Here is a 23,938-nt window from a genome sequence, read left to right as displayed (position 1 = left end):
CCGCTATCGCGTCAGCTTAAGTATGTTGTCAACAATTTTACAAAAAAAAATTGCCAATCAAACTACTATTTTATTTTCTACATAATTAATGATGAAACCTGTAACTCCATCAAAATGGTGGAGACGAGGAGAGTCGAACTCCTGACCCCTTGCTTGCAAGGCAAGTGCTCTCCCAACTGAGCTACGCCCCCATATTATTCTATGATAATAAAGAGTTATTCATAAACCCTCAAAATTAAACAGTAGGTTATTTCTCCTTAGAAAGGAGGTGATCCAGCCGCACCTTCCGATACGGCTACCTTGTTACGACTTCACCCCAGTCATTGATTTCACCTTCGGCAGATTCCTCCTTACGGTTGGATATCTGACTTCGGGCGCCCCCAACTTCCGTGGTGTGACGGGCGGTGTGTACAAGACCCGGGAACGCATTCACCGCGACATTCTGATTCGCGATTACTAGTAACTCCAGCTTCATGCAGGCGAGTTTCAGCCTGCAATCCGAACTGAGACTAGCTTTAAGAGATTAGCTTGACCTCGCGGTTTCGCAACTCTCTGTACTAGCCATTGTAGCACGTGTGTAGCCCTAAGCATAAGGGGCATGATGATTTGACGTCATCCCCACCTTCCTCCGAGTTATCCTCGGCAGTCTCTCTAGAGTGCCCATCCAAAATGCTGGCAACTAAAGATAAGGGTTGCGCTCGTTGCGGGACTTAACCCAACATCTCACGACACGAGCTGACGACAACCATGCACCACCTGTCACCTCAGTCCCCGAAGGGAAAGCTTCGATTAAGAAGCGGTCTGAGGGATGTCAAGCTTAGGTAAGGTTCTTCGCGTTGCTTCGAATTAAACCACATGCTCCGCTACTTGTGCGGGTCCCCGTCAATTCCTTTGAGTTTCACTCTTGCGAGCGTACTCCCCAGGCGGAGTGCTTAATGCGTTAGCTGCGGCACCGAGGGGGGTAACCCCCGACACCTAGCACTCATCGTTTACGGCGTGGACTACCAGGGTATCTAATCCTGTTCGCTCCCCACGCTTTCGTGCCTCAGCGTCAGTTACAGTCCAGAGAGCCGCCTTCGCAACTGGTATTCCTCCTAATATCTACGCATTTCACCGCTACACTAGGAATTCTACTCTCCTCTCCTGCACTCAAGCCCTGCAGTTTCAAAAGCTTACTACGGTTGAGCCGTAGCCTTTCACTTCTGACTTACAAGGCCGCCTACGCACCCTTTACGCCCAGTAATTCCGGATAACGCTTGCCCCCTACGTATTACCGCGGCTGCTGGCACGTAGTTAGCCGGGGCTTCCTCCTAAGGTACCGTCATTATCTTCCCTTAGGACAGAGCTTTACGACCCGAAGGCCTTCATCGCTCACGCGGCGTTGCTGCATCAGGGTTTCCCCCATTGTGCAATATTCCCCACTGCTGCCTCCCGTAGGAGTCTGGACCGTGTCTCAGTTCCAGTGTGGCCGATCACCCTCTCAGGTCGGCTACCCATCGTCGCCTTGGTAAGCTTTTACCTCACCAACTAGCTAATGGGACGCGGGTCCATCCTATACCGCTAACGCTTTGACATTTCTAAGATGCCTTAAAAATGTGTTATCTCGTATTAGCATATCTTTCGATATGTTATCCGTGTGTATAGGGCAGGTTACCCACGCGTTACTCACCCGTCCGCCGCTAAGATTAAAAAGCAAGCTTTTTAATCTCCGCTCGACTTGCATGTGTTAGGCACGCCGCCAGCGTTCATCCTGAGCCAGGATCAAACTCTTAAATAAAAGTTTGTCAGTACTCAGTAAACTGACTTTATGTGTTATTTCCGAAAATCACTGATGTGATTTATTTATAACCTACTGTTTAATTTTCAAAGTTCATGTCGTCCGTGTCTCTCGGACAAATAATAATATATCATTTTTCGAAAGATTCGTCAACACTTTTTCTTATTTTTTTGTTTTTTTATATTTTTCCATGTGTATTTTTGGTTGAATAAAGAAAAAATATGAATAAGAATTTATATAAAAATTAAGGAGGTTCAATTATGTCACAAAAAAACCCAGAAGATAAAATAGACGAAACTTATGATAGTAAAGATCCTAAAACACCTGCTAGACCTTTAACAAATACAGTCATGCCTCTTAAGATGAAAGACGATTCAGAGTATGATTTAGATTATATGGACCCTTTAAGATCTTCAGAATATCATCCTTTTATTCCATCTAATAATAATTTGTCTAATAAGGAAATAGATAAAAAAACGAGATAGCCTAAAGGCTATCTCATTTTCATAACTCTCATACTATTTAAAACAGCTATTAAAGCAACGCCTACGTCCGCAAATACGGCTTGCCACATATTAGCTATTCCTAATGCACCTAATAACAATACTATTATTTTAACTCCAAGAGCAAATACTATATTTTGTATTACTATAACTCTTGTTTTTTTAGCTATTTGTATACTTTTTACTAATTTTGAGGGTTCATCTGTCATCAATACAATATCAGCGGCTTCTATAGCAGCATCTGAGCCAAGACCTCCCATAGCAACTCCTATATCTGCCATAGCCAAAACAGGAGCATCATTTATTCCATCACCAACAAATACAACCTTTGAACTAGATTTCATTCTGCCTTTTATCATCTCAAGTTTTTCTACCTTTTGATGAGGAAGTAATTGTGAATGAACTTCATCTATACCCAATTCATCCTTAACTTTATTAGCAACTAAAGCATTATCTCCCGTAAGCATTATAGTGTTATTTATACCCATAGCTTTAAGATCCTTTATACTTTGCTTTGAATCACTCTTTATCTCATCAGATATAAGTATATATCCACTATACTTACTATCTATTGAAACATATATTATAGTTCCTATCTCATTTACCTCAGTACAATCTATGTCTTCCCTGTTCATGAGTTTGTAGTTACCTACTAATACATTTTTTCCTTCTATATTCACCTTTATTCCATAGCCAAAAATTTCTTCATAATCACTTATAATATTTTCATCTATCTTTTTATTATAAGCATTTACTATAGATACAGCTATCGGATGATTCGAGTAAGACTCTGCATAAGCCGCATACTTAAGTAGTTCTTCATTTGAAATATTTAAACCATTTATACCTGTAACCTTAAATATTCCCTTGCTAAGTGTTCCCGTCTTATCAAATACAACAGTATCTACATTATTTAATGCCTCTAAATAGTTGCTTCCCTTTATAAGTATTCCATTTTTAGAAGCACCACCTATTCCACCAAAGAAACTAAGTGGTATAGATATAACAAGTGCACACGGACATGAAATCACTAAAAATATCAGCGCTCTATAGAACCAATCTTCAAATATAGCACCATCTATAACAAGAGGAGGTACAGTTGCTATAAACGCTGATAAGAATACAACCGTAGGAGTATAATACTTAGCAAACTTAGTTATAAAGTTTTCAGTCTTTGCCTTTTTGCTACTTGCATTTTGAACTAGATCAAGTATCTTAGATACAGTTGATTCTGAAAATACCTTAGTTACCTTAACCTCAAGAACACCATTTTTATTTATAAATCCTGAAAGTACATTATCTCCTATCTCTACATTTCTTGGAATAGACTCACCTGTCAAGTTAGAAGTATCTATAGTAGATTTTCCATTTACTATTATTCCATCTAGAGGTACCTTTTCTCCTGGTTTTACTATGATAATATCATCAACATTTACTATTTCAGGTGAAACCTTCTTAAGTTCACCATTTTCTTTTATATTTGCAAACTCAGGTTGGATTTTAAGTAACTCTTTTATTGACTTTCTAGAATTATTAACTGCTTTTGATTGAAAAAACTCACCTACTTGATAAAATAGCATAACTCCTGCAGCCTCTGGAAACTCTTTAACAGCAAAAGCACCAATAGTAGCTATACACATCAAAAAGTTTTCATCAAAAACTTGACCTCTAAGTATATTTTTAAATGCTTTTGATAAAACTTCTCCACCTATTAATATATATGCTATAAAGAATATAGTGAACTCTACAGCATTTGAAAATTTGCCTATAATCCCTATTCCAAAGAACAAAGCACCTATACCCATCTTAATTAACTCTTTCTTATCAAAATCTTCTTCATCATGTTCATGTAAATCATCTTCTCCCTCACTTATAACCTTTACATGAGGCTCTTTCTTAACTACTATCTCCTCAATCTGTTTAGAAACTTTTTCTAAATCAAATTTATTTTTAACTAAAACTGTTAATCTAGTAGATACAAAATCTAAGTTAGCATCTCTAACTTTATCTAAATTCGATACTTCTTTTTCTATCTCACCTGCACAATGAGCACAGTCTAGGTTCTTAAGAATAAAAACTTTTTTATAGTAATTATTCTTTTCTCTAACCTCAACATGAGGCTCAAGTTTTTTAACTATGCTCTTAGTAGCATCTATAGCTTCATCTACTCTACTCGAATCTCCAATTTCTATCGAAAGAGTCTTAGTGATAAAATTTAAAACAGCAGAATTTATATAAGATAATTTATTAACCTCTTCTTCTATCTTAGTTGCACAGTGAGCACAATCAAGACCTTCTAATATAACTTCTTTTTTCACTACAATTTCCCCCCTTATATATTAAAATTATCTATGATTTATATGTGTAAGACCAGTATCAAATATCTGCTTAACGTGATCGTCATCAAGAGAATAATAAGCTACCTTACCTTCTTTTCTAAACTTTACAAGTCTTGCATTTTTTAAAACTCTTAACTGATGAGATATAGCTGATTGAGTCATACCTAAAAGAGTAGCTATATCGCACACGCACATTTCTGACATAAATAATGCGTATATTATTTTTATTCTAGTTGTATCTCCAAATACCTTAAAAAGCTCAGCCACGTCATATAACGTTTCTTCTTCAGGCATTTTATTTCTAGCATTTTCAATAATATCTTCATGTATAACATTGCAAGTACAAGTCTGTATTTCTTTTTCTTTATCCATAATATCCTCCCTTTATATATGAATGTTTGTTCATATGTTTATATATTCATTATATTCTTTTGGATGTTTTTTTGCAATAAAAAATCTCAGATTATTTTTAAATCTGAGATTTTTTATATTAACTCTCCTATTTTATAAAAAACTTGATTCGTACCGTCTGATAATTTTCTTATTTTATCTGCAACTACTACAAATCCTTTACCAGCTTCACCAGCTCTTGCTGCTTCAATAGAAACATTAAGCATTAATTGACTTATTTGAATCAAAAAAGATGAGCATTAAAATATTAGTTACTTTTTAATGCCCATCCTTTTGAAACAGCCTACATAAAAACTTTTATATGTTTTATCCTACGCGCTTCTCTTCTTTATTTATCAATATAGTAGAAAAATAAGATATTTTATCTTGATCTAACTTATCTAAATTAGTATACACCTTCTCCTCATTTAAAGATGAATTACTAACAAGTATGGCATTATCTATTAAACCATTATCTTTAATCTTTTGTATTATACTCTTGAAGTTCTTATAAACCTTCATAAGAACTATAGAACTGTAATTTTCAAGTGCATAATCAAGTCTAGACTCATCTGTAGTACAAGGAACTACTATTAAAGGTTCTCTATCCATAACTAGTGGAAAATTTTGATTTGATGCTATGTTTGAGAAAGATGAAATTCCAGGTATCGTCTCAACCTCTACCTTATCTCTTACTCTTTCTAGTAAGTATACATATGTACTATATATCATAGGATCTCCAAGAGTTACAAATCCTACATTTTTCCCACATTTAACATCATTTTCTATCTCAACAGCTATTTCATCCCATGCTTTAGTTTTTTCTAAATCATCAAAATTCATAGGAAAATGTCTTTGCTTTATTTCAAGATCTTCTTTTAAATATTCTTGAACTATAGATAAAGCTAAGCTTTTTCCTTCCTTTTTAGGCTCTGGAGTATATAATATATCTAATTCCTTTAAAGTATTTACAGCTTTGATTGTAAGTAAAGAACTATCTCCTGGTCCTGTACCTATCCCATAAAATTTGCTCATTTTCTATTCATCCCCTTTACTTAATTTCTTTATAACTTACATAAATTCCAATTGAAAAAAACGCTATAAAATATATAAATAAGATTAATACTGATAAGTAATTAATCGTATCATTTAACGCAATCGATCTTAAACTCTGAGTTACATGAGTAAGAGGTAGTACCTTTATAATTTTTTCAACTGCAGCAGGCATTTTATCTAACGAAAAAAATGTTCCACATAAAAATGACATTGGAGTTATTACAAAAGTTGTAAATCTATTCATATCATAGTGATTGTCTATTACCATAGCCGCTACATATCCAAATGCTGAAAATAGCATACTATTTAAAATACATACTAAAAAAAACATAAAATTGACATTTATATAAACACCGAATAAATAAGAAACTATAAGTATTATAAATCCAGCATATAAACCTCTAAGGGCTCCTGCTATTATATACCCTAGTGTTAATAGATACATCCTAACAGGTGCTGTCATATAATATTCAAAACTTCTTTCATGCAATTTTGCAACCGTAATTCTTATAGCTACTGCATTAAAACTTGTATTCATAGTAGATAAAGCAATTATGCCAGGTATTATGAAGTATATATAAGTGTGCCCTTCTACTATAACTCCATCCCCAAGACCCCATCCAAATGCTATCAAATAAAGAAGTGGACTCATAATAGCTCCAGCCGTTATCTTAAATGCTTTTCTTTTAAAAAATATAAATTCCCTCCATAAAATAGTTGCAACTTCCATTTAAATTACCTTCCTATTTGTAAAATTATAGAAAACATCTTCAAGGCTTAAATCTCTAAGTATAAAACTGCCTTTAATATCATTTGAGAATTTATTAGCATTTTCTATTTCATAAAAATATTTATACTTAGTAACTTTATGCTCATCAAAATACTCTATTGTATATTTTCCAAGGCTGCTTTTGAGATTATCACTATTATCTTTGTAGAATATTTTCCCTTTATCCATAAGAGCTATTTCATCACAAAGACTTTCTGCTTCTTCTATATAATGAGTTGTAAGTATTATAGTCTTGCCCATATCCTTCATCAACTTTAATATATCCCATATTTTTCTTCTAGAATTTAAGTCTACCCCCACAGTTGGCTCATCTAAAAAAAGTATTTCGGGATCATGTATCAACGCCTTTGCTATCATAAGCTTTCTTTGCATTCCACCAGATAGCTTTCTTGACATTCTATCTTCAACTTTTTTAAGATCCATATGGGATAACAAATGCTCTATTTGTTCTTCTCTTTTTTTCCCTCTAATATTAAATAGTTTAGCTGATAATATAAGATTTTCCTTTACAGTCAAATCCTTGTCTAAATTCATATACTGAGGAACTATTCCTATTTGTCTTTTCAAGAATACATTGTTTCTATCCATCTTCTGATCCATTATGTATATTTGTCCACTTATAGGTTTTAAAAGTCCTATAAGCATATTTATAAGAGTAGTCTTTCCAGCTCCATTAGGCCCTAATAGTCCAAAGAAGCTTCCTTTTTTTATGCTTAAATTCAAATCATCAACAGCACAAAAATCACCATATTTCTTTGTAACATTTTCAATTCTTATAATTTCATTCATATCAACATCACCTTATTAATTAATAGAACTTAATAAATCTAGAGATTTTACTACCTCTTCTCCTGTAACATAAGCCTTAGGGTCAAATTTATTATTTTTGAGGTTCATAAGCTTATTATCTAATACTATCTGTACTATTTTTTTATTTTCAATATCTGATATATCAGAAACATTAACTTTAATATCTGCTGGCTTTATATCACCTATCATATATAAAGTTTTTGCAAATTCTTCTCTTGTGACCTTATTATCCGGATAAAAGAACTCTTTATTATTTTCTTTAAATCCTTCTATATATGCAGATGTAACTGCTGCTTCTATAAAATTAATTTTTTCATCATTAATATCTACATCTTCAAACATCCCATATGTATGTCCCTTATGCTCTTTTGTATAATATTTAGATGTAGGAACAAATACAGGTTCATGCTTAAATTTAACTACTATTTCAGCAAGTTCTTCTCTTGTTATTTCTTCATCTACATCGTATTTAGAATAATCATCGAATATTTCTGGATAAAACATTCTACACATTTCTTTTATACCATCTAGGTACCTAAATGTAGGGCTTGATATTATTTTTTGATTTATAACATACACCCTATCATTTTTTACAGCTTTTATAGTATCAAATCCCGGACGTATAGTTATAGAGTGCTTATTTCCACCGGCATTCATAACTCCATTTTGAGATACAAAAACATCTATATCATCAGCTTTTTCAAGGATTCTCTCTGTTCCATATGCAGCTATTGAACTACCTTCTTTTATAGGCTTTACATCACTTGCTATATTAATTCCTCCAGCTATATCAATAGCCATACCAGGCATTGAATCAACAGTTACAGTTTTATAATCTTGCTCGGATGACTCAAAGTATACATCTACCTTATCATCTATATTTTTAGTTTTTTCTTTTATATTATCTATTTGTGTATGAAAATCCTCTAATAAAGTTTTAGCTTTATCCTCAGTTCCAGTTAAAACAGCTAAATTATTTATATAATCATCAAATACGTCAAAAGATTCAGGATATAAAGATACAACATTAATTCCCGCTTTTTCTAAAGCTTGAACAAAATCTGGACGAGATCTATTTATAAAAGGCCTTATTAAAACTAAATCAGGCTCTTCCAGAATTATCTTCTCAGGATCTGCATTCTTATAGTCAAATTGTTTTTTTTCAAGAACCTCAGCTGGATATATATCACTCGTTCCAACACCTACTATTTCATCATCAAGACCTAATTTGTATAAATTTTCCGTATGTGCTGAATATAAGGATATTATCTTTTTAGCTGACTCTTCCATATTTATTTGCTTCTGGTCATCATCCACAAAACTTATTTTGTACTCTTTATTGTCTACTGAGTTCTCTTGAGTTGTATCTGAACATCCAGTAAATATGAACATTCCTATAAAACAAACCAATAATAAAAATATTTTGTTGTTATATTTTACCATATTTTACCTCCACGTATAAAAATCATCAGCAAATACTGATGATTTTTATTATTAATTATTCTTCTGTTGTTTCTTCTTTCATAGCTTTTTTTGCATGATTTACGTACATATCTTGTACTTTTTCATTTTCTCCTAAACCATGTAAATATGTTTCAACTACAAATCCTTCTTTCTTTAATATGCTCTTCCAAGAATCTTCTTCATCTCCTGCCATATCATTATTAGCATGATCACCTGCAACAAGCATTAATGGCATTAATGTAACTTTTTCTATATTATTTTTGTTTAATTTATTTATAACATTATCAAGTTCTGGATATCCTTCTACTGTTCCAACATATGCATTGATGCCCATATCTTCTAGTACATAATCTAAGCATGCATAAGTAGCATTAGCATAGTGATGAGTTCCATGACCCATAAATACTATAGCTTCATTATCTTTTAATTCTCCTATTTGAGTTTTTAAAGCTTCTGCTAAATCTTTATAATCTTGTACACTTGTAAGTAAAGGTGAACCCATTTTTATTTTATCAAAGTCATCTTTGTATTGATTTACAACTTCAGCTAAATCATCATATTCAGCTCCATTCATTACATGAAGTGATTGAACTACAACCTCACTGAATCCTTCTTCCTTTAATTTATCTAAAGCTTGAGTTGGATCGTCAACTTCTATTCCATCTCTTTCTTTAAGCTTTTTGATTATTATATTTGATGTAAAAGCTCTTCTCATTTCATAATCAGGAAATGCCTTGTCTATCTTTTCTTCACAAGCTTCTATAGTAACCTTGCGAGTATCTGCATAACTAGTACCAAAGCTTACAACTAAAACTGCCTTTTTGTTTGGATCTTTCTCAACTTCCTTTTCTTCTGTTCCAGCAGCACTTGAACACCCTGCTAAAACTCCCCCTAAAAGCATCATACTTACAAATAATGCTAAATACTTTTTAATTCTCATTTAAAACTCCTCCTTAATATATTATTACAATTTTATTATTATAAACTTAAGCTCTTATTAAAAATCCCTTATCCTCTACTTGATCTACCTGTATATCAAATACTTCTCCTATAAAGTCAGTTGTCATTACATCATTAGTTTTTCCATTTGCTACAACTTTTCCATCTTTAAGTACACAAACTTCATCACTAAACATATAAGCTAAGTTAAGATCGTGTATAACAGATATAACAGTTACATTCTTTGTATCTACTAATTTTTTAATGATTTTTAAACATTTAATTTTTTGAGATATGTCCATAGCAGAAAATGCCTCATCCAAAAACAGAACCTTTGGCTCTTGAGTCAATGCTTTAGCTATCATGACTCTTTGAAATTCGCCTCCACTAATCTGAGTTATAATAGAATTTGCAAACTTCAAAGTATCTGTACTCTCCATTGCCTTATAGACTATTTTTTTATCTATTTGACTAAGTTTATTGATTCTTTTTAAAAAAGGTTTTCTTCCCATCATAACTATTTCAAGACATGTAAATGGAAATTTTATATCTCCTTTTTGATTAATTACTGCAAAATTTTGTGATAATTCCTCTACACTATAATTTGAAATATTCTTACCCATATATTCAATGCTTCCTTTGTCAGCTTTTAAATATCCAGTCAATAAATTAAGTAGTGTTGTTTTGCCAGATCCATTTGGTCCTATTATAGATAGAAACTTCCCTTTATCTACATCTAAGCTTATACTATCTAATATCATCTTTTCATTATATTTAAAGCTAACAGCTTCAACCTTAATCATTTAACCACCCTCTGAATTTATTGTATACTCTTGTTTCTACTTACAAATATATATATAAAGAATGGACCCCCAAATAAAGTAGTTATAACTCCTACAGGAATATCTATATTAAATAATGATCTTGATATATTATCTGCCATTAAAAGCAATATAGATCCTAATAAAGATGATATTGGTATAAGATATCTATTGTCAGATGTCAATGAAAATCTAACTATATGAGGAACTACAAGCCCTATAAATCCTATTATTCCACTAACCGATACACAAACAGCAGTTATCAACGATGCAGATATTAAAAATATATTTCTTGTTCTTTTAGTATTAACCCCCAGAGATCTTGCTTCCTTTTCTCCAAAAGCTAATATATTCAAATCATCAGCAAAATATATACATACTAATGTACATATAAGAATAATAGGAAAACTTATAATAACTTGAGACCATGTTCTTGAGTTAAGGCTTCCCATAAGCCAGTATATAATGGCAAAAACTTGTTCTCCTGATGTGCTTTTTAAAAAGCTTATTCCCGCTGATAGTATAGAACTTACTATTATTCCCGCTATAACTAGATTAGATGAACTCATATAGCCATCTATATTTGCTATTTTCATAACTATTAGCAACGTCAGTATTGCCCCTAAAAACGCAAATGGTGTTATAGGCATAGGAGTTTTTACTATAAATATATTCATATATATACAAAGTACCGCTCCAAAAGCTGCACCTGTTGAAACCCCTATAGTATATGGATCTGCAAGAGGATTCATAAGAAGAGATTGAAATATTGCACCAGACACAGCAAGTCCTCCACCTACTAAGAGAGCTACTAAAATTCTAGGTAACCTTATATCCCATACAATAGCGACCTTAGACTTACTTATGCCTTCTAATATACTTGTATTTGATGTTATCTTTGCTGCAATAATTCTTACAACCTCCATTATCTTAATATCTGCTCGTCCTATGTTTACAGACATTATAAGAAGTAATAAAGATAAAAATAATAATACTCCTCCGATTAAAAATGATTTTTTTCTTTTAACTTCTAAACTGTTCATTATGTTGTTTTCTTTTATCATTACATACCTCTTCTTCCAAAAAAAAACTCCTATAGGAGTTTTTTGATATGTATAATTTCAGGATATAATTCACCTGTTATCATAACGCTCATCTCCCTCCGAAATAGCTTTTAAAATTATAGGCAGGTATCCTGACTCACAGTCATCCTACTTCCTCACCTTCCCAGTTTTACCCAGTGGTTTATCGAGGTTTCGTTACTGCTTACAGTAGCGGGGGCTGTGCCAGTTTTTCACTGGTCTTCCCTTTTAATTTTTAATAAAACCCATAATCTTCAATATTAAGTTTTTTATGTTACATCCATATTGTATATTAATATATAGTAAAAAGAAAGGATTTTTTTTATACATTTTGTTACCACATTTACCAATTAGCGACATATACGTTTCATTTTTACACTATTTTTTATTTTTAAATGTATGCAACAAATTAAAGTTAAATTTTTGAAACAATTTCGTCTATCATTAAGAACTTCTATCATTATTTTTTAGATTACTTTAATTAACCCTTCTAAATTCGGACTAGTTTTTTTTAATTCTTTCAATGTGTACAATACTTTAAATGAATAATTTTGCATATTATTTGATAAATAGTTTATTATTCTATCTACTTCATCTTTATTTATTCCATGAATCATAGTATATAAATTATATTCCCAACGTAAACATACTTGCCTTTCATATACATGACTTATACTCTTTATGTTCTTAATCATCTCTATAAAATATTCTATTTTATCTTTTTCTATCTTCCAAACAACCATAGCATTACTATCATAACCACTTTTTTGATGGACAATTATAGGTGATATACGCTTTAAGTAGCCTCTTTCATTTAATTTTTTTAATCTATTTATCAACTCATCCTCAGATATATCAAATACTTTTGCCATATCTTTATATAGGGTTTTAGTCAGCTCTATATCTTTAGATAGATGAACTATAATGTCTCTGTCTATTTTATCTATCAAGTTAAATCACCCTTTATTATCAAAATCAAGATATACCTTAACCTTGTGCCTATTTACGCAACTAAGGCTTATAATATCTTCACATCGTATTCTGTTTTTTATTTCCTTGAGTATATTTTCAAGTTCTTCTTTTGATGAAGCCATTAAAGTGAACCATATATTATAATCATCATCTCTTTGATAATTATGAGTTACTCCACTATATTCGTTTATTATTTTTGATGTGTTTTCTATATCTTTTGCCTTTACAGCTACAAGCGTGCTTTTTATTCCTAAACTCTGACTATCAAATATACCCCCAAACCTTCTTATATAACCTTTTTCTTTTAATTCATTTATTCTTTTAACTATTTCATCTTCTTTTATATTTAGTTTATCAGCTATATTTCTAAAAGGATTCTTTTCAAGAGGTATTCCATTTTGAACTTCATTTAATATCAACTTGTCTATACTATCCATTTATTTTCTCCTTTAAACAGAACACATCCTCATTCATATAATTCCCACTCGAACTGAATGCTCTAGCTCTACATCCACCACATATATTTATATTCTCACACTTACCGCAATTTCCATTATACTCCTTGTAATTTCTAAGTTTATTGAATATCTCTGCATTTTCCCATATATGATCAAAAGAATGCTCTCTAATACTTCCTACTTTAATTGGTAAATATGGACATATATGAACATCTCCATTAGGAAGTATACAGCAGTACTTAATTCCCGCTATACATCCTCTAGAAAATCTCATATTCATCCCCTTATTTTTTGCTTCTACCATAAACTGAGGTGCACAAGTTGGCTTAAGTTCTATATGAGTATCCTTTTGCTTGTCTAGTATCTTATTTATAATATCTTTATACTCTTTTTTGTTAAGACCATACTCTCCTATTTCCTTACCTCTACCTACTTCTACAAGAAAGAATGGATGGTGAGAATGCCCTCCAAGAGAAGATATATAGTCTGTGATTTCAGTTATCTCTTCATAATTCGATTTTGTTACGGTAGTGTTTATTTGAACTTTAAGTCCTGCTTCTATGCATGATTTTATTCCTTCTATAGTCTTATTAAAACTCCCCTCAACTTGTCTAAATCTATCATGTTTTTTTACATCTAAGCTGTCAAGACTTATAGCTACCGCTCTAACCTTAGATTCTTTTAGTTTTCTAGCAACTTCATCATCTATTAGTGTTCCATTAGTTCCTATACCACTTATAAGTCCAAGTGAACTTGCGTATTCTGTAAGCTCATATAAATCATCTCTTAGAAGGGGTTCTCCTCCACTAAATATCAATATCTTAAATCCAGCTTTATGTATTCCTCTTATAAGTTCTTTTCCTTCCTCTGTTGATAATTCATCATTTGAAGCAAGATTAGGTCCTGCATCTCTGTAGCAATGCTTACAATATAAATTACAATTTTTAGTCATATTCCACGATATAATCATCTACTTCACTCCTAATCTCATCATCTGTAAGATAGCAACTCGGATCCTCAGCCCATATATCATTATAATATCCATATGCTCTAGCTCTTAGATTTCCATTACATATATTAAGCCATTTACATTCCTTGCATCTTCCTTTTACCTTATCTTTTTTATTTCTTATTTCGTTTAACAGTCCTTCTTTATTTTCATTCCATATACTCGAGAATGAATCTTGCTTTATATTTCCAAGTAAGTGATTCTTAGAGAATTGATCTATATATACATTCCCTTTATAATCTATATTCGATATAGCAATCCCCGATCTATTTCCTCCATTTCTGCTTAATAAATCAAGTATCCTACTTTTTTGGTATTCATCTTTTTCCTTTAAATAAATGTATATCCCATCTGCAAAGTTTGCGACTGTAAGAATCTCTTTATCTATACCATTTACTATATTCTTTTTAACATAATCATATAGATTATCTAATACTTCTCTAGTTTGATCATGTGTTAACATATCATTTATTATATTTTGTCCTCTACCACTTGGGACTAAATGATAAAAGCATATTCTAGGTATATCTATTTCATCTACTAATTTAAGTATATCTGTTACTTCTTTATAATTTTTCTTTTGTATTGTAAATCTAAGCCCTACCTTTTGGTCTACTTCTTTACAGTTTTTTATAGCCTTTATTATAGAATCATATGATCCACTTACACCTCTAAATATATCATTAGTTTTTGAAGTTCCATCTAAACTAATACCAACATATCCTATGCCTAGATTCTTTAATTTCCTAGCTACATCTTTTGTTATAAGACTTCCATTAGTTGAAAGACTCACATTTATACCCTTAGATTTTATATACTCTATTATTTCAAATATATTTTCTCTCATCAAAGGCTCTCCACCAGATAATAAGATTACAGGAACATTAATTGTGGCTAAATCATCTACTACTTTCTTTATCTGCTCAAATGTAAGTTCTTCTTGATCTTTCGTGGCTGTTGCACTTGAATAACAGTGCTTACACTTGAAATTGCATACATTTGTTATATTCCATACTACAACTGGACCCATACCTTTTCTAACACCAGCTTTAGCTTTCGAACAGTCCTTTGAGTATCTTATACTACCTCTTTGTATATCATCTTTACTTAATAACTTGCTTAAATCTATCATGTATAGTCTCCTTTTGTTAAATTATGCTAGACTTTTTAATGATACCACAAAATGTATAGTTTCTAACAAAAAACCGCACGATATAATCATCGTACGGCTCTTTTTAGAATGTTATAAATAAAAAAAGATTACGTGGCTACGTCCTACTCTCCCAGGGGGCTGCCCCCCAAGTACCATCGGCGCTAAGGAGCTTAACTTCTGTGTTCGGAATGGGAACAGGTGTATCCTCCTTGCTGTAATAACCACATAATCTTTTAGTTTTAAATATTAAGATTAATACTTTCAAAATTGATCAGATTTAAAATTTGGTTAAGTCCTCGATCTATTAGTATTCATCAGCTGAACTCATTACTGAGCTTACACCTTGAACCTATCAACCAGGTAGTCTTCCTGGGATCTTACTCATAAAGATGGGAAATCTTATCTTGAGGTTGGCTTCGCGCTTAGATGCTTTCAGCGCTTATCCATTCCATACATAGCTACCCAGCTATGCCACTGGCGTGACAACTGGTGCACCAGAGGTATGTCCATCCCGGTCCTCTCGTACTAAGGACAGCTCCTCTCAAATTTCCTACGCCTGCGACGGATAGGGACCGAACTGTCTCACGACGTTCTGAACCCAGCTCGCGTACCACTTTAATGGGCGAACAGCCCAACCCTTGGGACCTACTACAGCCCCAGGATGTGATGAGCCGACATCGAGGTGCCAAACCTCCCCGTCGATGTGGACTCTTGGGGGAGATAAGCCTGTTATCCCCAGGGTAGCTTTTATCCGTTGAGCGATGGCCCTTCCACGCGGAACCACCGGATCACTAAGCCCGACTTTCGTCCTTGCTCGACCTGTATGTCTTGCAATCAAGCTCCCTTTTGCCTTTGCACTCTTCGCACGATTTCCGACCGTGCTGAGGGAACCTTTGGGCGCCTCCGTTACATTTTGGGAGGCGACCGCCCCAGTCAAACTGTCCACCTGACAGTGTCCCAAGACCAGATTCATGGTCTATGGTTAGAATCTCAATATTACAAGGGTGGTATCCCAAGGATGACTCCACGAAAACTGGCGTTCTCGTATCTCAGTCTCCCACCTATCCTGTACATGTAATATCGAAATCCAATGCCAGGCTACAGTAAAGCTCCATGGGGTCTTTCCGTCCTGTCGCAGGTATCCGGCATCTTCACCGGAATTACAATTTCACCGAGTCTTTTGTTGAGACAGTGCCCAAATCGTTACGCCTTTCGTGCGGGTCGGAACTTACCCGACAAGGAATTTCGCTACCTTAGGACCGTTATAGTTACGGCCGCCGTTTACTGGGGCTTAAGTTCAATGCTTCGACTAATGTCTAACACATCCCCTTAACCTTCCAGCACCGGGCAGGCGTCAGCTCCTATACATCGTCTTTCGACTTAGCAGAAACCTATGTTTTTGGTAAACAGTCGCTTGGGCCTATTCTCTGCGGCCTCTTCGGGCATACACCCTAATGAGGCACCCCTTATCCCTAAGTTACGGGGTCATTTTGCCGAGTTCCTTAACAAAAGTTCTCTCGCTAGCCTTAGAATTCTCTTCTCACCCACCTGTGTCGGTTTGCGGTACGGGTACCTTTAATCTCAGTAGAGGCTTTTCTTGGCAGCATGAAATCGACTACTTCGCTACTTAAATTTCGCTCCCCATCACACCTCAGGATTGCACCGACGGATTTGCCTATCAATGCTCCCTTAATGCTTGGACCTACATATCCAATAGTAGGATAGCCTATCCTTCTGCGTCACCCCATTCTTCAAACGATTATCGGTAGTACAGGAATCTCAACCTGTTGTCCATCACCTACGCCTTTCGGCCTCGGCTTAGGTCCCGACTAACCCTGAGCGGACGAACCTTCCTCAGGAAACCTTGGGTTTTCGGCCCGTAGGATTCTCACCTACGTCTCGCTACTCATGCCAACATTCTCTCTTCACTGCAGTCCACTAGTCCTTCCGGTCTAGCTTCAACCCGCAGTGAATGCTCCCCTACCCATTGACAAAGTCAATGCCGTAGCTTCGGTAGTAAGTTTTAGCCCCGATAATTTTCGGCGCAGGATCACTCGACCAGTGAGCTATTACGCACTCTTTGAATGAATGGCTGCTTCTAAGCCAACATCCTGGTTGTCTGTGCAATCCCACATCCTTTACCACTTAACTTACATTTAGGGACCTTAGCTGACGGTCTGGGCTGTTTCCCTCTCGACTATGAATCTTATCACCCACAGTCTGACTCCCAAGCAAAAGATAAAGGCATTCGGAGTTTGATAGTCTTCGGTAACCCACAGGGCCCCTAGGACATTCAGTGCTCTACCTCCTCATCTCTAAGCTTGAGGCTAGCCCTAAAGCTATTTCGGGGAGAACCAGCTATCTCCGAGCTCGATTGGAATTTCACCTCTACCCACAGCTCATCCCCGCACTTTTCAACGTGCGTGGGTTCGGACCTCCACGAAATTTTACTTTCGCTTCATCCTGGCCATGGGTAGGTCGCTCGGTTTCGGGTCTACGACAAGTAACTGAATCGCCCAGTTAAGACTCGCTTTCGCTACGGCTCCAGACCCTAAGTCCTTAACCTTGCTACTTATCGTAACTCGTTGGCCCGTTCTACAAAAAGTACGCGGTCACACTAAAAATGTGCTCCCACAGCTTGTAGGCATAGGGTTTCAGGTTCTATTTCACTCCCCTTCCGGGGTTCTTTTCACCTTTCCCTCACGGTACTATACGCTATCGGTCACCAAGAAGTATTTAGCCTTGGGGGGTGGTCCCCCCAGCTTCCCACAGGGTTTCACGTGTCCCGTGGTACTCTGGAGTATGCTCGAAAGTCTTCTTGTTTAATCTACAGGACTATTACCTTCTATGGTGGGTCTTTCCAAACCTCTTCGACTACAATACCTCTTTCTTGTGAGCATATCCGCAACCCCTATGAAGAAAACTTCATAGGTTTGGGCTCTTCCCCTTTCGCTCGCCGCTACTTAGGGAATCGATTTTTCTTTCTCTTCCTCGAGGTACTTAGATGTTTCAGTTCCCTCGGTTCCCCTCCTTAGACTATGTATTCATCTAAGGATACCTAGACATTACTCTAGGTGGGTTTCCCCATTCGGAAATCTCCGGATCAAAGATTGCTTGCATCTCCCCGAAGCTTATCGCAGCTTACCACGTCCTTCATCGGCTCTTGGTGCCAAGGCATCCGCCCTACGCCCTTAATAACTTAACCTAAATTTATTTAAATCTGTTCAATTTTCAAAGTACTAATTTTGAGGAATAAACCCTCAAAATTAAACAGTAGGTTATTTCTCCTTAGAAAGGAGGTGATCCAGCCGCACCTTCCGATACGGCTACCTTGTTACGACTTCACCCCAGTCATTGATTTCACCTTCGGCAGATTCCTCCTTACGGTTGGATATCTGACTTCGGGCGCCCCCAACTTCCGTGGTGTGACGGGCGGTGTGTACAAGACCCGGGAACGCATTCACCGCGACATTCTGATTCGCGATTACTAGTAACTCCAGCTTCATGCAGGCGAGTTTCAGCCTGCAATCCGAACTGAGACTAGCTTTAAGAGATTAGCTTGACCTCGCGGTTTCGCAACTCTCTGTACTAGCCATTGTAGCACGTGTGTAGCCCTAAGCATAAGGGGCATGATGATTTGACGTCATCCCCACCTTCCTCCGAGTTATCCTCGGCAGTCTCTCTAGAGTGCCCATCCAAAATGCTGGCAACTAAAGATAAGGGTTGCGCTCGTTGCGGGACTTAACCCAACATCTCACGACACGAGCTGACGACAACCATGCACCACCTGTCACCTCAGTCCCCGAAGGGAAAGCTTCGATTAAGAAGCGGTCTGAGGGATGTCAAGCTTAGGTAAGGTTCTTCGCGTTGCTTCGAATTAAACCACATGCTCCGCTACTTGTGCGGGTCCCCGTCAATTCCTTTGAGTTTCACTCTTGCGAGCGTACTCCCCAGGCGGAGTGCTTAATGCGTTAGCTGCGGCACCGAGGGGGGTAACCCCCGACACCTAGCACTCATCGTTTACGGCGTGGACTACCAGGGTATCTAATCCTGTTCGCTCCCCACGCTTTCGTGCCTCAGCGTCAGTTACAGTCCAGAGAGCCGCCTTCGCAACTGGTATTCCTCCTAATATCTACGCATTTCACCGCTACACTAGGAATTCTACTCTCCTCTCCTGCACTCAAGCCCTGCAGTTTCAAAAGCTTACTACGGTTGAGCCGTAGCCTTTCACTTCTGACTTACAAGGCCGCCTACGCACCCTTTACGCCCAGTAATTCCGGATAACGCTTGCCCCCTACGTATTACCGCGGCTGCTGGCACGTAGTTAGCCGGGGCTTCCTCCTAAGGTACCGTCATTATCTTCCCTTAGGACAGAGCTTTACGACCCGAAGGCCTTCATCGCTCACGCGGCGTTGCTGCATCAGGGTTTCCCCCATTGTGCAATATTCCCCACTGCTGCCTCCCGTAGGAGTCTGGACCGTGTCTCAGTTCCAGTGTGGCCGATCACCCTCTCAGGTCGGCTACCCATCGTCGCCTTGGTAAGCTTTTACCTCACCAACTAGCTAATGGGACGCGGGTCCATCCTATACCGCTAACGCTTTGACATTTCTAAGATGCCTTAAAAATGTGTTATCTCGTATTAGCATATCTTTCGATATGTTATCCGTGTGTATAGGGCAGGTTACCCACGCGTTACTCACCCGTCCGCCGCTAAGATTAAAAAGCAAGCTTTTTAATCTCCGCTCGACTTGCATGTGTTAGGCACGCCGCCAGCGTTCATCCTGAGCCAGGATCAAACTCTTAAATAAAAGTTTGTCAGTACTCAGTAAACTGACTTTATGTGTTGTTTCCGAAAATCACTGTTGTGATTTATTTATAACCTACTGTTTAATTTTCAAAGTTCATTTTGTGTTTCGTGTTTGCCTCGTTGTTGAGGACAAGTAATAATATATCACCTTTGAAATAATCCGTCAACACTTTTTTTGAAGTTTTTTATAGAATATATTATACAACGTATTAAAAGTGAGTTATAAAATATAACCAAATTCACTATATATAATAAAAGGGGGTTATAAAATATGATTAAATTCATTATATATAATTTCATAGGCATATTCATATTTTTTATACCTATAAAGTTAAACGGTAAAATGACAATATCACTAGATCATATTATTATATATATCTATAGTCATTTCTTAAATTATGTTTGTGTCTATACTTTAGCTCTAATTATACTAGGAGTTTTTTATCCTTTTATTACAAAATCATGGAATAACAATAGATTTAATAAAATAATTTCTTTTTTTAATTTTTTGAGTATATTTATATGTGTAATATTTATTTTTAATTTAGACAAATTTTACTTTATTTCTAAAGATATGTTGTCTATAATCTTTAACAACATAGCCATTCCTATTAGTATTGCTATACCTATAGGATCTGTTTTCTTAACTTTTCTAGTAGATTACGGTATTCTGGAATTTATAGGTGTTTTAATGCATCCTATAATGAAACCACTTTTTAAAACTCCAGGAAAATCAGCAGCCCATGCTTTAGCATCTTTTTTAAGTAACTACTCTATAGGAATTTTAATTACAGATACTATATTTAAAGATAGTAAATATAGTATTAAAGAGGCTAGTATTATAGTTACAGGATTTTCTACCGCATCTATAAGTTCGATGATTATTATAGCTAAAACTTTAGATCTTATGAGTATGTGGCATGCTTATTTTGTAATTACATTTATAGTAACTTGTTCAGTTACCTCAATCACAGCTAGAATACCTCCTCTTAGTAGAAAAAGTCATTCTTATATTTCGTCTAATTCTGTTATAGAAACCAGAATTTATAAAAACTTTATTCAAAATGCATGGAATGAAGCTAGTAAATCTATACATAAATCTACTAGTGTTTATGAAAACGTATATAGAAACTTCAGAAATGGTTTAATTGTAACTATAGCCGTGTTACCGTCAATAGTCTCAATAGGTACCGTTGGTTTAATTTTAAGTAAATATACTTGTTTTATAGATTTATTAGCTTATATATTTTATCCTGTATTAAAAATACTACAACTTCCAGAACCTATGTTAACTGCCAAATCTGCATCTATCGGTATAATAGATTTATTTTTACCATCATTTTTTGTAATCGATTCTTCGTTTTTAACTCGATTTATAATAGGTGTAGTGTCAGTTAGCTCTGTATTATCCTTTTGTGCATGTATACCTTGTATTTTATCTACAAAAATTCCATTATCTATTTGGGAGTTGTTTTTAATATGGATAGAAAGAGTGATATTTTCTTTTATAATAGTTACCCCTATAGTTACTTTAATTATTTAACTTTTTATATGTCGAATTATATGTAAAAAACTTAATTATATTTTTATGTTTAAAGGTTGCAAAAAAGCGTAAAAATATATATTATAGATAGTTGAAAAGATAATTTAAAATTTGTTTTTTGTTAAAGTTATATGCTATATTAATTAATATAAGTAACTCGAATTTTAAAATTATTTATAAACTATAAAATTTTTAGGAGTGTGTCTATGTGTAAGAAATTTGAAATCGGTAATATTATTGAAGGTACAGTAACAGATGTTAAGCCTTTCGGTGCTTTTGTGGCTATAGATGAAAAAACTAAAGGATTAGTTCACATTTCACAAATTAGTCATAACTTTATAAACGATATAAATGAACATATTTCAGCTGGGGATAAAGTTAAAGTTAAAATTATAAGCATTGATGAAGAGTCTAAAAAAATATCTCTTTCAATTAAGCAAGCAAAACCGTTTACTCCAAAACCTAAAGATAAACCTTCTTATAGTTCTAATTCTAATTCTGGATCTAGTTATAATTCTAACTCAGGTTCTAACTATAGAAATAGGGATGCATCTAAAGGTAAATTCCAAGCAAAACCAAAAAAAGAAACTTCTCTTGAAGATAAATTAAAAGATTGGTTAAAGCAGTCAGATGACCGTCAAGCTACTTTAAATAAACGTAGCAAAAGAAGATAATCTTTTAAATAAAAAACGCCGACGATGTGTCGGCGTTTTTTTAGCTATTTATTAAATGCTATCTTCATAGCTTCATAACTTGCTTTTATTGTGCAGTCTATATCTTCATTCGTATGAGCATTAGATAAAAACATAGCTTCAAATTGCGTTGGAGCAAGTAGTATTCCTCTTTCTATTAATTCTTTGAAATATATATTGAATTTTTCTACATCACAGTTCATTACATCTTCGTAATTTTCTATAGGTCCTTTTGCAAAGAAGAGACATACTAAAGATCCAGCTCTATTTACAGTTCCTTCTATATTAAGCTTTTGAAGATTTTCTTTAAGTCCATTTTCGAGTCTTATAGCCTTTTCTTCAAGCTCTTTATATATGTTTTGATTATTCTTTAATATACTTATATTTTTATATCCCATATACATAGCAAGAGGATTTCCAGATAATGTTCCTGCTTGATATACAGGACCAACTGGAGATACCATGTCCATTATCTCTTTCTTACCACCATAAGCTCCAACAGGAAGTCCAGCTCCTATAATCTTTCCAAGGCATGTCATATCTGCTTTTATTCCATAATGCTGACCCGCTCCACCAAATGCTAATCTAAATCCTGTTATTACTTCATCAAATATTAATACAGATTTGTATTCGTTAGTTATATCTCTAAGTCCTTGTAAAAATTCTTTTTTACCTGCAACTACACCCATATTACCTGCAACCGGCTCTACTATTACAGCTGCTATGTCTTGTCCATGTTCTTTAAATATTTCTTTTACTGAGTCTAAATCATTGTATCTACATACAAGTGTATCCTTTACTACATCTGCTGGAACTCCAGGGCTTGTAGGTACTCCATATGTTATTGTTCCAGATCCTGATTTAACAAGTAATGCATCAGAATGTCCATGATAACATCCTTCAAATTTTAATATTTTATTTCTCTTAGTGTAAGCTCTTGCTACTCTTAATGCACTCATAGTAGCCTCTGTTCCTGAGTTTACCATTCTAACCATTTCTATTGATTCATATGCTTCACATATTAATTTTGCCATTTTTACTTCTATTTCTGTAGGAACTCCATAGCTTGTTCCTCTTCTTATTATATCTTCAACGCCACTTAAAACTTCTTCATTACTGTGACCTAACATTAATGGTCCCCAAGAACATATATAGTCTATATATTCATTTCCATCAACATCATATAATCTCGAACCCTTAGCATGGTCTGCAAATATAGGGTTAAGTCCAACTGATTTAAATGCTCTAACAGGACTGTTAACTCCACCAGGTATGTATTTTACAGCTTCACTATATATGCTTTCAGATTTAGTAGTCTTCATAATAGTCATCC

General features: G+C 34.9%; 18 protein-coding genes, 1 tRNA gene, 4 rRNA genes and 1 riboswitch. Of the genes, 3 read left to right on the top strand and 20 right to left on the bottom strand.

Annotated features, from left to right (window positions below):
* Positions 1–115: 115 nt before the first annotated feature.
* Both M2214_RS01480 and M2214_RS01475 read right to left on the bottom strand, forming a co-directional pair.
* A tRNA-Ala gene (locus M2214_RS01480) sits at positions 116–191 on the bottom strand.
* Between the two features lie 70 nt (positions 192–261).
* Positions 262–1,777: ribosomal RNA gene (locus M2214_RS01475) — 16S ribosomal RNA — on the bottom strand.
* 260 nt (positions 1,778–2,037) lie between these two features.
* Between M2214_RS01475 and M2214_RS01470 the strand changes: the two genes are divergently transcribed.
* Complete coding sequence (locus M2214_RS01470; protein WP_248482001.1) at positions 2,038–2,262, top strand: hypothetical protein; 225 nt, start codon at positions 2,038–2,040, stop codon at positions 2,260–2,262.
* Between the two features lie 8 nt (positions 2,263–2,270).
* On the opposite strand, the gene M2214_RS01465 is transcribed toward M2214_RS01470, so the two are convergent.
* From M2214_RS01465 to M2214_RS01385, 17 genes are all read right to left on the bottom strand, one after another.
* Complete coding sequence (locus tag M2214_RS01465) at positions 2,271–4,598, bottom strand: heavy metal translocating P-type ATPase (RefSeq protein WP_248481999.1); 2,328 nt, start codon at positions 4,596–4,598, stop codon at positions 2,271–2,273.
* Between the two features lie 27 nt (positions 4,599–4,625).
* Entirely contained in the window at positions 4,626–4,991 is a 366-nt protein-coding gene (locus tag M2214_RS01460) for an ArsR/SmtB family transcription factor (RefSeq protein ID WP_248481997.1), read from the bottom strand.
* 113 nt (positions 4,992–5,104) lie between these two features.
* Positions 5,105–5,257 (bottom strand): methyl-accepting chemotaxis protein, encoded by a 153-nt coding sequence (locus M2214_RS01455; RefSeq protein ID WP_326521604.1) that lies wholly within the window; start codon positions 5,255–5,257, stop codon positions 5,105–5,107.
* Positions 5,258–5,336: 79 nt separating this feature from the next.
* Positions 5,337–6,044 (bottom strand): cobalt-factor II C(20)-methyltransferase, encoded by a 708-nt coding sequence (locus M2214_RS01450; RefSeq protein WP_248481995.1) that lies wholly within the window; start codon positions 6,042–6,044, stop codon positions 5,337–5,339.
* A 16-nt stretch (positions 6,045–6,060) separates the two neighbouring features.
* Positions 6,061–6,795 (bottom strand): ABC transporter permease, encoded by a 735-nt coding sequence (locus M2214_RS01445; RefSeq protein ID WP_248481993.1) that lies wholly within the window; start codon positions 6,793–6,795, stop codon positions 6,061–6,063.
* Complete coding sequence (locus tag M2214_RS01440) at positions 6,796–7,644, bottom strand: ABC transporter ATP-binding protein (RefSeq protein ID WP_248481991.1); 849 nt, start codon at positions 7,642–7,644, stop codon at positions 6,796–6,798.
* A 15-nt stretch (positions 7,645–7,659) separates the two neighbouring features.
* The gene (locus M2214_RS01435; RefSeq protein ID WP_248481989.1) at positions 7,660–9,108 is read right to left on the bottom strand and encodes an ABC transporter substrate-binding protein; all 1,449 of its coding nucleotides are present in this window, start codon (positions 9,106–9,108) and stop codon (positions 7,660–7,662) included.
* Between the two features lie 55 nt (positions 9,109–9,163).
* A complete protein-coding gene (locus tag M2214_RS01430; protein WP_248481987.1) occupies positions 9,164–10,069 on the bottom strand; it encodes a sirohydrochlorin cobaltochelatase in 906 nt (301 codons plus the stop codon).
* Between the two features lie 46 nt (positions 10,070–10,115).
* Positions 10,116–10,871: an ABC transporter ATP-binding protein gene (locus M2214_RS01425; RefSeq protein WP_248481985.1), complete on the bottom strand. Its 756-nt coding sequence runs from the start codon at positions 10,869–10,871 to the stop codon at positions 10,116–10,118.
* Between the two features lie 17 nt (positions 10,872–10,888).
* Positions 10,889–11,953, bottom strand: a complete 1,065-nt coding sequence (locus M2214_RS01420; RefSeq protein ID WP_248481982.1) for a FecCD family ABC transporter permease — start codon at positions 11,951–11,953, stop codon at positions 10,889–10,891.
* Between the two features lie 104 nt (positions 11,954–12,057).
* Positions 12,058–12,235: riboswitch (cobalamin riboswitch) on the bottom strand.
* A gap of 203 nt (positions 12,236–12,438) precedes the next feature.
* Complete coding sequence (gene ahbB / locus M2214_RS01415) at positions 12,439–12,921, bottom strand: siroheme decarboxylase subunit beta (RefSeq protein WP_248481980.1); 483 nt, start codon at positions 12,919–12,921, stop codon at positions 12,439–12,441.
* Between the two features lie 6 nt (positions 12,922–12,927).
* Positions 12,928–13,380 carry a siroheme decarboxylase subunit alpha gene (gene ahbA / locus M2214_RS01410; RefSeq protein WP_248481978.1) on the bottom strand — a complete coding sequence of 151 codons (453 nt, stop codon included), beginning with the start codon at positions 13,378–13,380 and terminating at the stop codon, positions 12,928–12,930.
* Positions 13,373–14,371, bottom strand: a complete 999-nt coding sequence (locus M2214_RS01405) for a radical SAM/SPASM domain-containing protein (RefSeq protein ID WP_248481970.1) — start codon at positions 14,369–14,371, stop codon at positions 13,373–13,375. The genes ahbA and M2214_RS01405 overlap by 8 nt, the downstream gene beginning before the upstream one ends.
* Positions 14,346–15,542, bottom strand: a complete 1,197-nt coding sequence (locus M2214_RS01400) for a radical SAM/SPASM domain-containing protein (protein ID WP_248481968.1) — start codon at positions 15,540–15,542, stop codon at positions 14,346–14,348. Before M2214_RS01400 ends, M2214_RS01405 begins: the two co-directional genes overlap by 26 nt.
* A gap of 130 nt (positions 15,543–15,672) precedes the next feature.
* Positions 15,673–15,789: ribosomal RNA gene (gene rrf, locus M2214_RS01395) — 5S ribosomal RNA — on the bottom strand.
* Positions 15,790–15,847: 58 nt separating this feature from the next.
* A 23S ribosomal RNA gene (locus M2214_RS01390) occupies positions 15,848–18,768 on the bottom strand.
* Between the two features lie 87 nt (positions 18,769–18,855).
* Positions 18,856–20,371: ribosomal RNA gene (locus M2214_RS01385) — 16S ribosomal RNA — on the bottom strand.
* The 16S, 23S and 5S rRNA genes sit together here, the layout of an rRNA operon.
* A gap of 270 nt (positions 20,372–20,641) precedes the next feature.
* Here M2214_RS01385 and M2214_RS01380 point away from each other — a divergent pair.
* Positions 20,642–21,913: a YjiH family protein gene (locus tag M2214_RS01380; RefSeq protein ID WP_248481966.1), complete on the top strand. Its 1,272-nt coding sequence runs from the start codon at positions 20,642–20,644 to the stop codon at positions 21,911–21,913.
* Between the two features lie 206 nt (positions 21,914–22,119).
* Entirely contained in the window at positions 22,120–22,587 is a 468-nt protein-coding gene (locus M2214_RS01375; protein WP_248481965.1) for a S1 RNA-binding domain-containing protein, read from the top strand.
* Positions 22,588–22,631: 44 nt separating this feature from the next.
* On the opposite strand, the gene hemL is transcribed toward M2214_RS01375, so the two are convergent.
* A complete protein-coding gene (gene hemL / locus M2214_RS01370) occupies positions 22,632–23,927 on the bottom strand; it encodes a glutamate-1-semialdehyde 2,1-aminomutase (protein ID WP_248481962.1) in 1,296 nt (431 codons plus the stop codon).
* Between the last annotated feature and the right edge of the window lie 11 nt (positions 23,928–23,938).

Source organism: Tepidibacter aestuarii (genome assembly GCF_934924865.1).
Classification (GTDB): Bacteria; Bacillota; Clostridia; order Peptostreptococcales; family Peptostreptococcaceae; genus Tepidibacter_A; species Tepidibacter_A aestuarii.
This window is presented reverse-complemented; position numbering and strand designations above follow the sequence as displayed.

What these genes read in the sequence shown, in the direction of transcription:
- M2214_RS01450 (WP_248481995.1), bottom strand. Translation starts at nt 6,044, where the DNA reads ATGAGCAAATTTTATGGGATAGGTACAGGACCAGGAGATAGTTCTTTA.
- M2214_RS01425 (WP_248481985.1), bottom strand. Translation starts at nt 10,871, where the DNA reads ATGATTAAGGTTGAAGCTGTTAGCTTTAAATATAATGAAAAGATGATA.
- M2214_RS01380 (WP_248481966.1), top strand. Translation starts at nt 20,642, where the DNA reads ATGATTAAATTCATTATATATAATTTCATAGGCATATTCATATTTTTT.
- M2214_RS01460 (WP_248481997.1), bottom strand. Translation starts at nt 4,991, where the DNA reads ATGGATAAAGAAAAAGAAATACAGACTTGTACTTGCAATGTTATACAT.
- M2214_RS01470 (WP_248482001.1), top strand. Translation starts at nt 2,038, where the DNA reads ATGTCACAAAAAAACCCAGAAGATAAAATAGACGAAACTTATGATAGT.
- M2214_RS01400 (WP_248481968.1), bottom strand. Translation starts at nt 15,542, where the DNA reads ATGATAGATTTAAGCAAGTTATTAAGTAAAGATGATATACAAAGAGGT.
- M2214_RS01420 (WP_248481982.1), bottom strand. Translation starts at nt 11,953, where the DNA reads ATGATAAAAGAAAACAACATAATGAACAGTTTAGAAGTTAAAAGAAAA.
- M2214_RS01435 (WP_248481989.1), bottom strand. Translation starts at nt 9,108, where the DNA reads ATGGTAAAATATAACAACAAAATATTTTTATTATTGGTTTGTTTTATA.
- M2214_RS01440 (WP_248481991.1), bottom strand. Translation starts at nt 7,644, where the DNA reads ATGAATGAAATTATAAGAATTGAAAATGTTACAAAGAAATATGGTGAT.
- M2214_RS01430 (WP_248481987.1), bottom strand. Translation starts at nt 10,069, where the DNA reads ATGAGAATTAAAAAGTATTTAGCATTATTTGTAAGTATGATGCTTTTA.
- ahbA (WP_248481978.1), bottom strand. Translation starts at nt 13,380, where the DNA reads ATGGATAGTATAGACAAGTTGATATTAAATGAAGTTCAAAATGGAATA.
- M2214_RS01445 (WP_248481993.1), bottom strand. Translation starts at nt 6,795, where the DNA reads ATGGAAGTTGCAACTATTTTATGGAGGGAATTTATATTTTTTAAAAGA.
- hemL (WP_248481962.1), bottom strand. Translation starts at nt 23,927, where the DNA reads ATGAAGACTACTAAATCTGAAAGCATATATAGTGAAGCTGTAAAATAC.
- M2214_RS01405 (WP_248481970.1), bottom strand. Translation starts at nt 14,371, where the DNA reads ATGATTATATCGTGGAATATGACTAAAAATTGTAATTTATATTGTAAG.
- M2214_RS01375 (WP_248481965.1), top strand. Translation starts at nt 22,120, where the DNA reads ATGTGTAAGAAATTTGAAATCGGTAATATTATTGAAGGTACAGTAACA.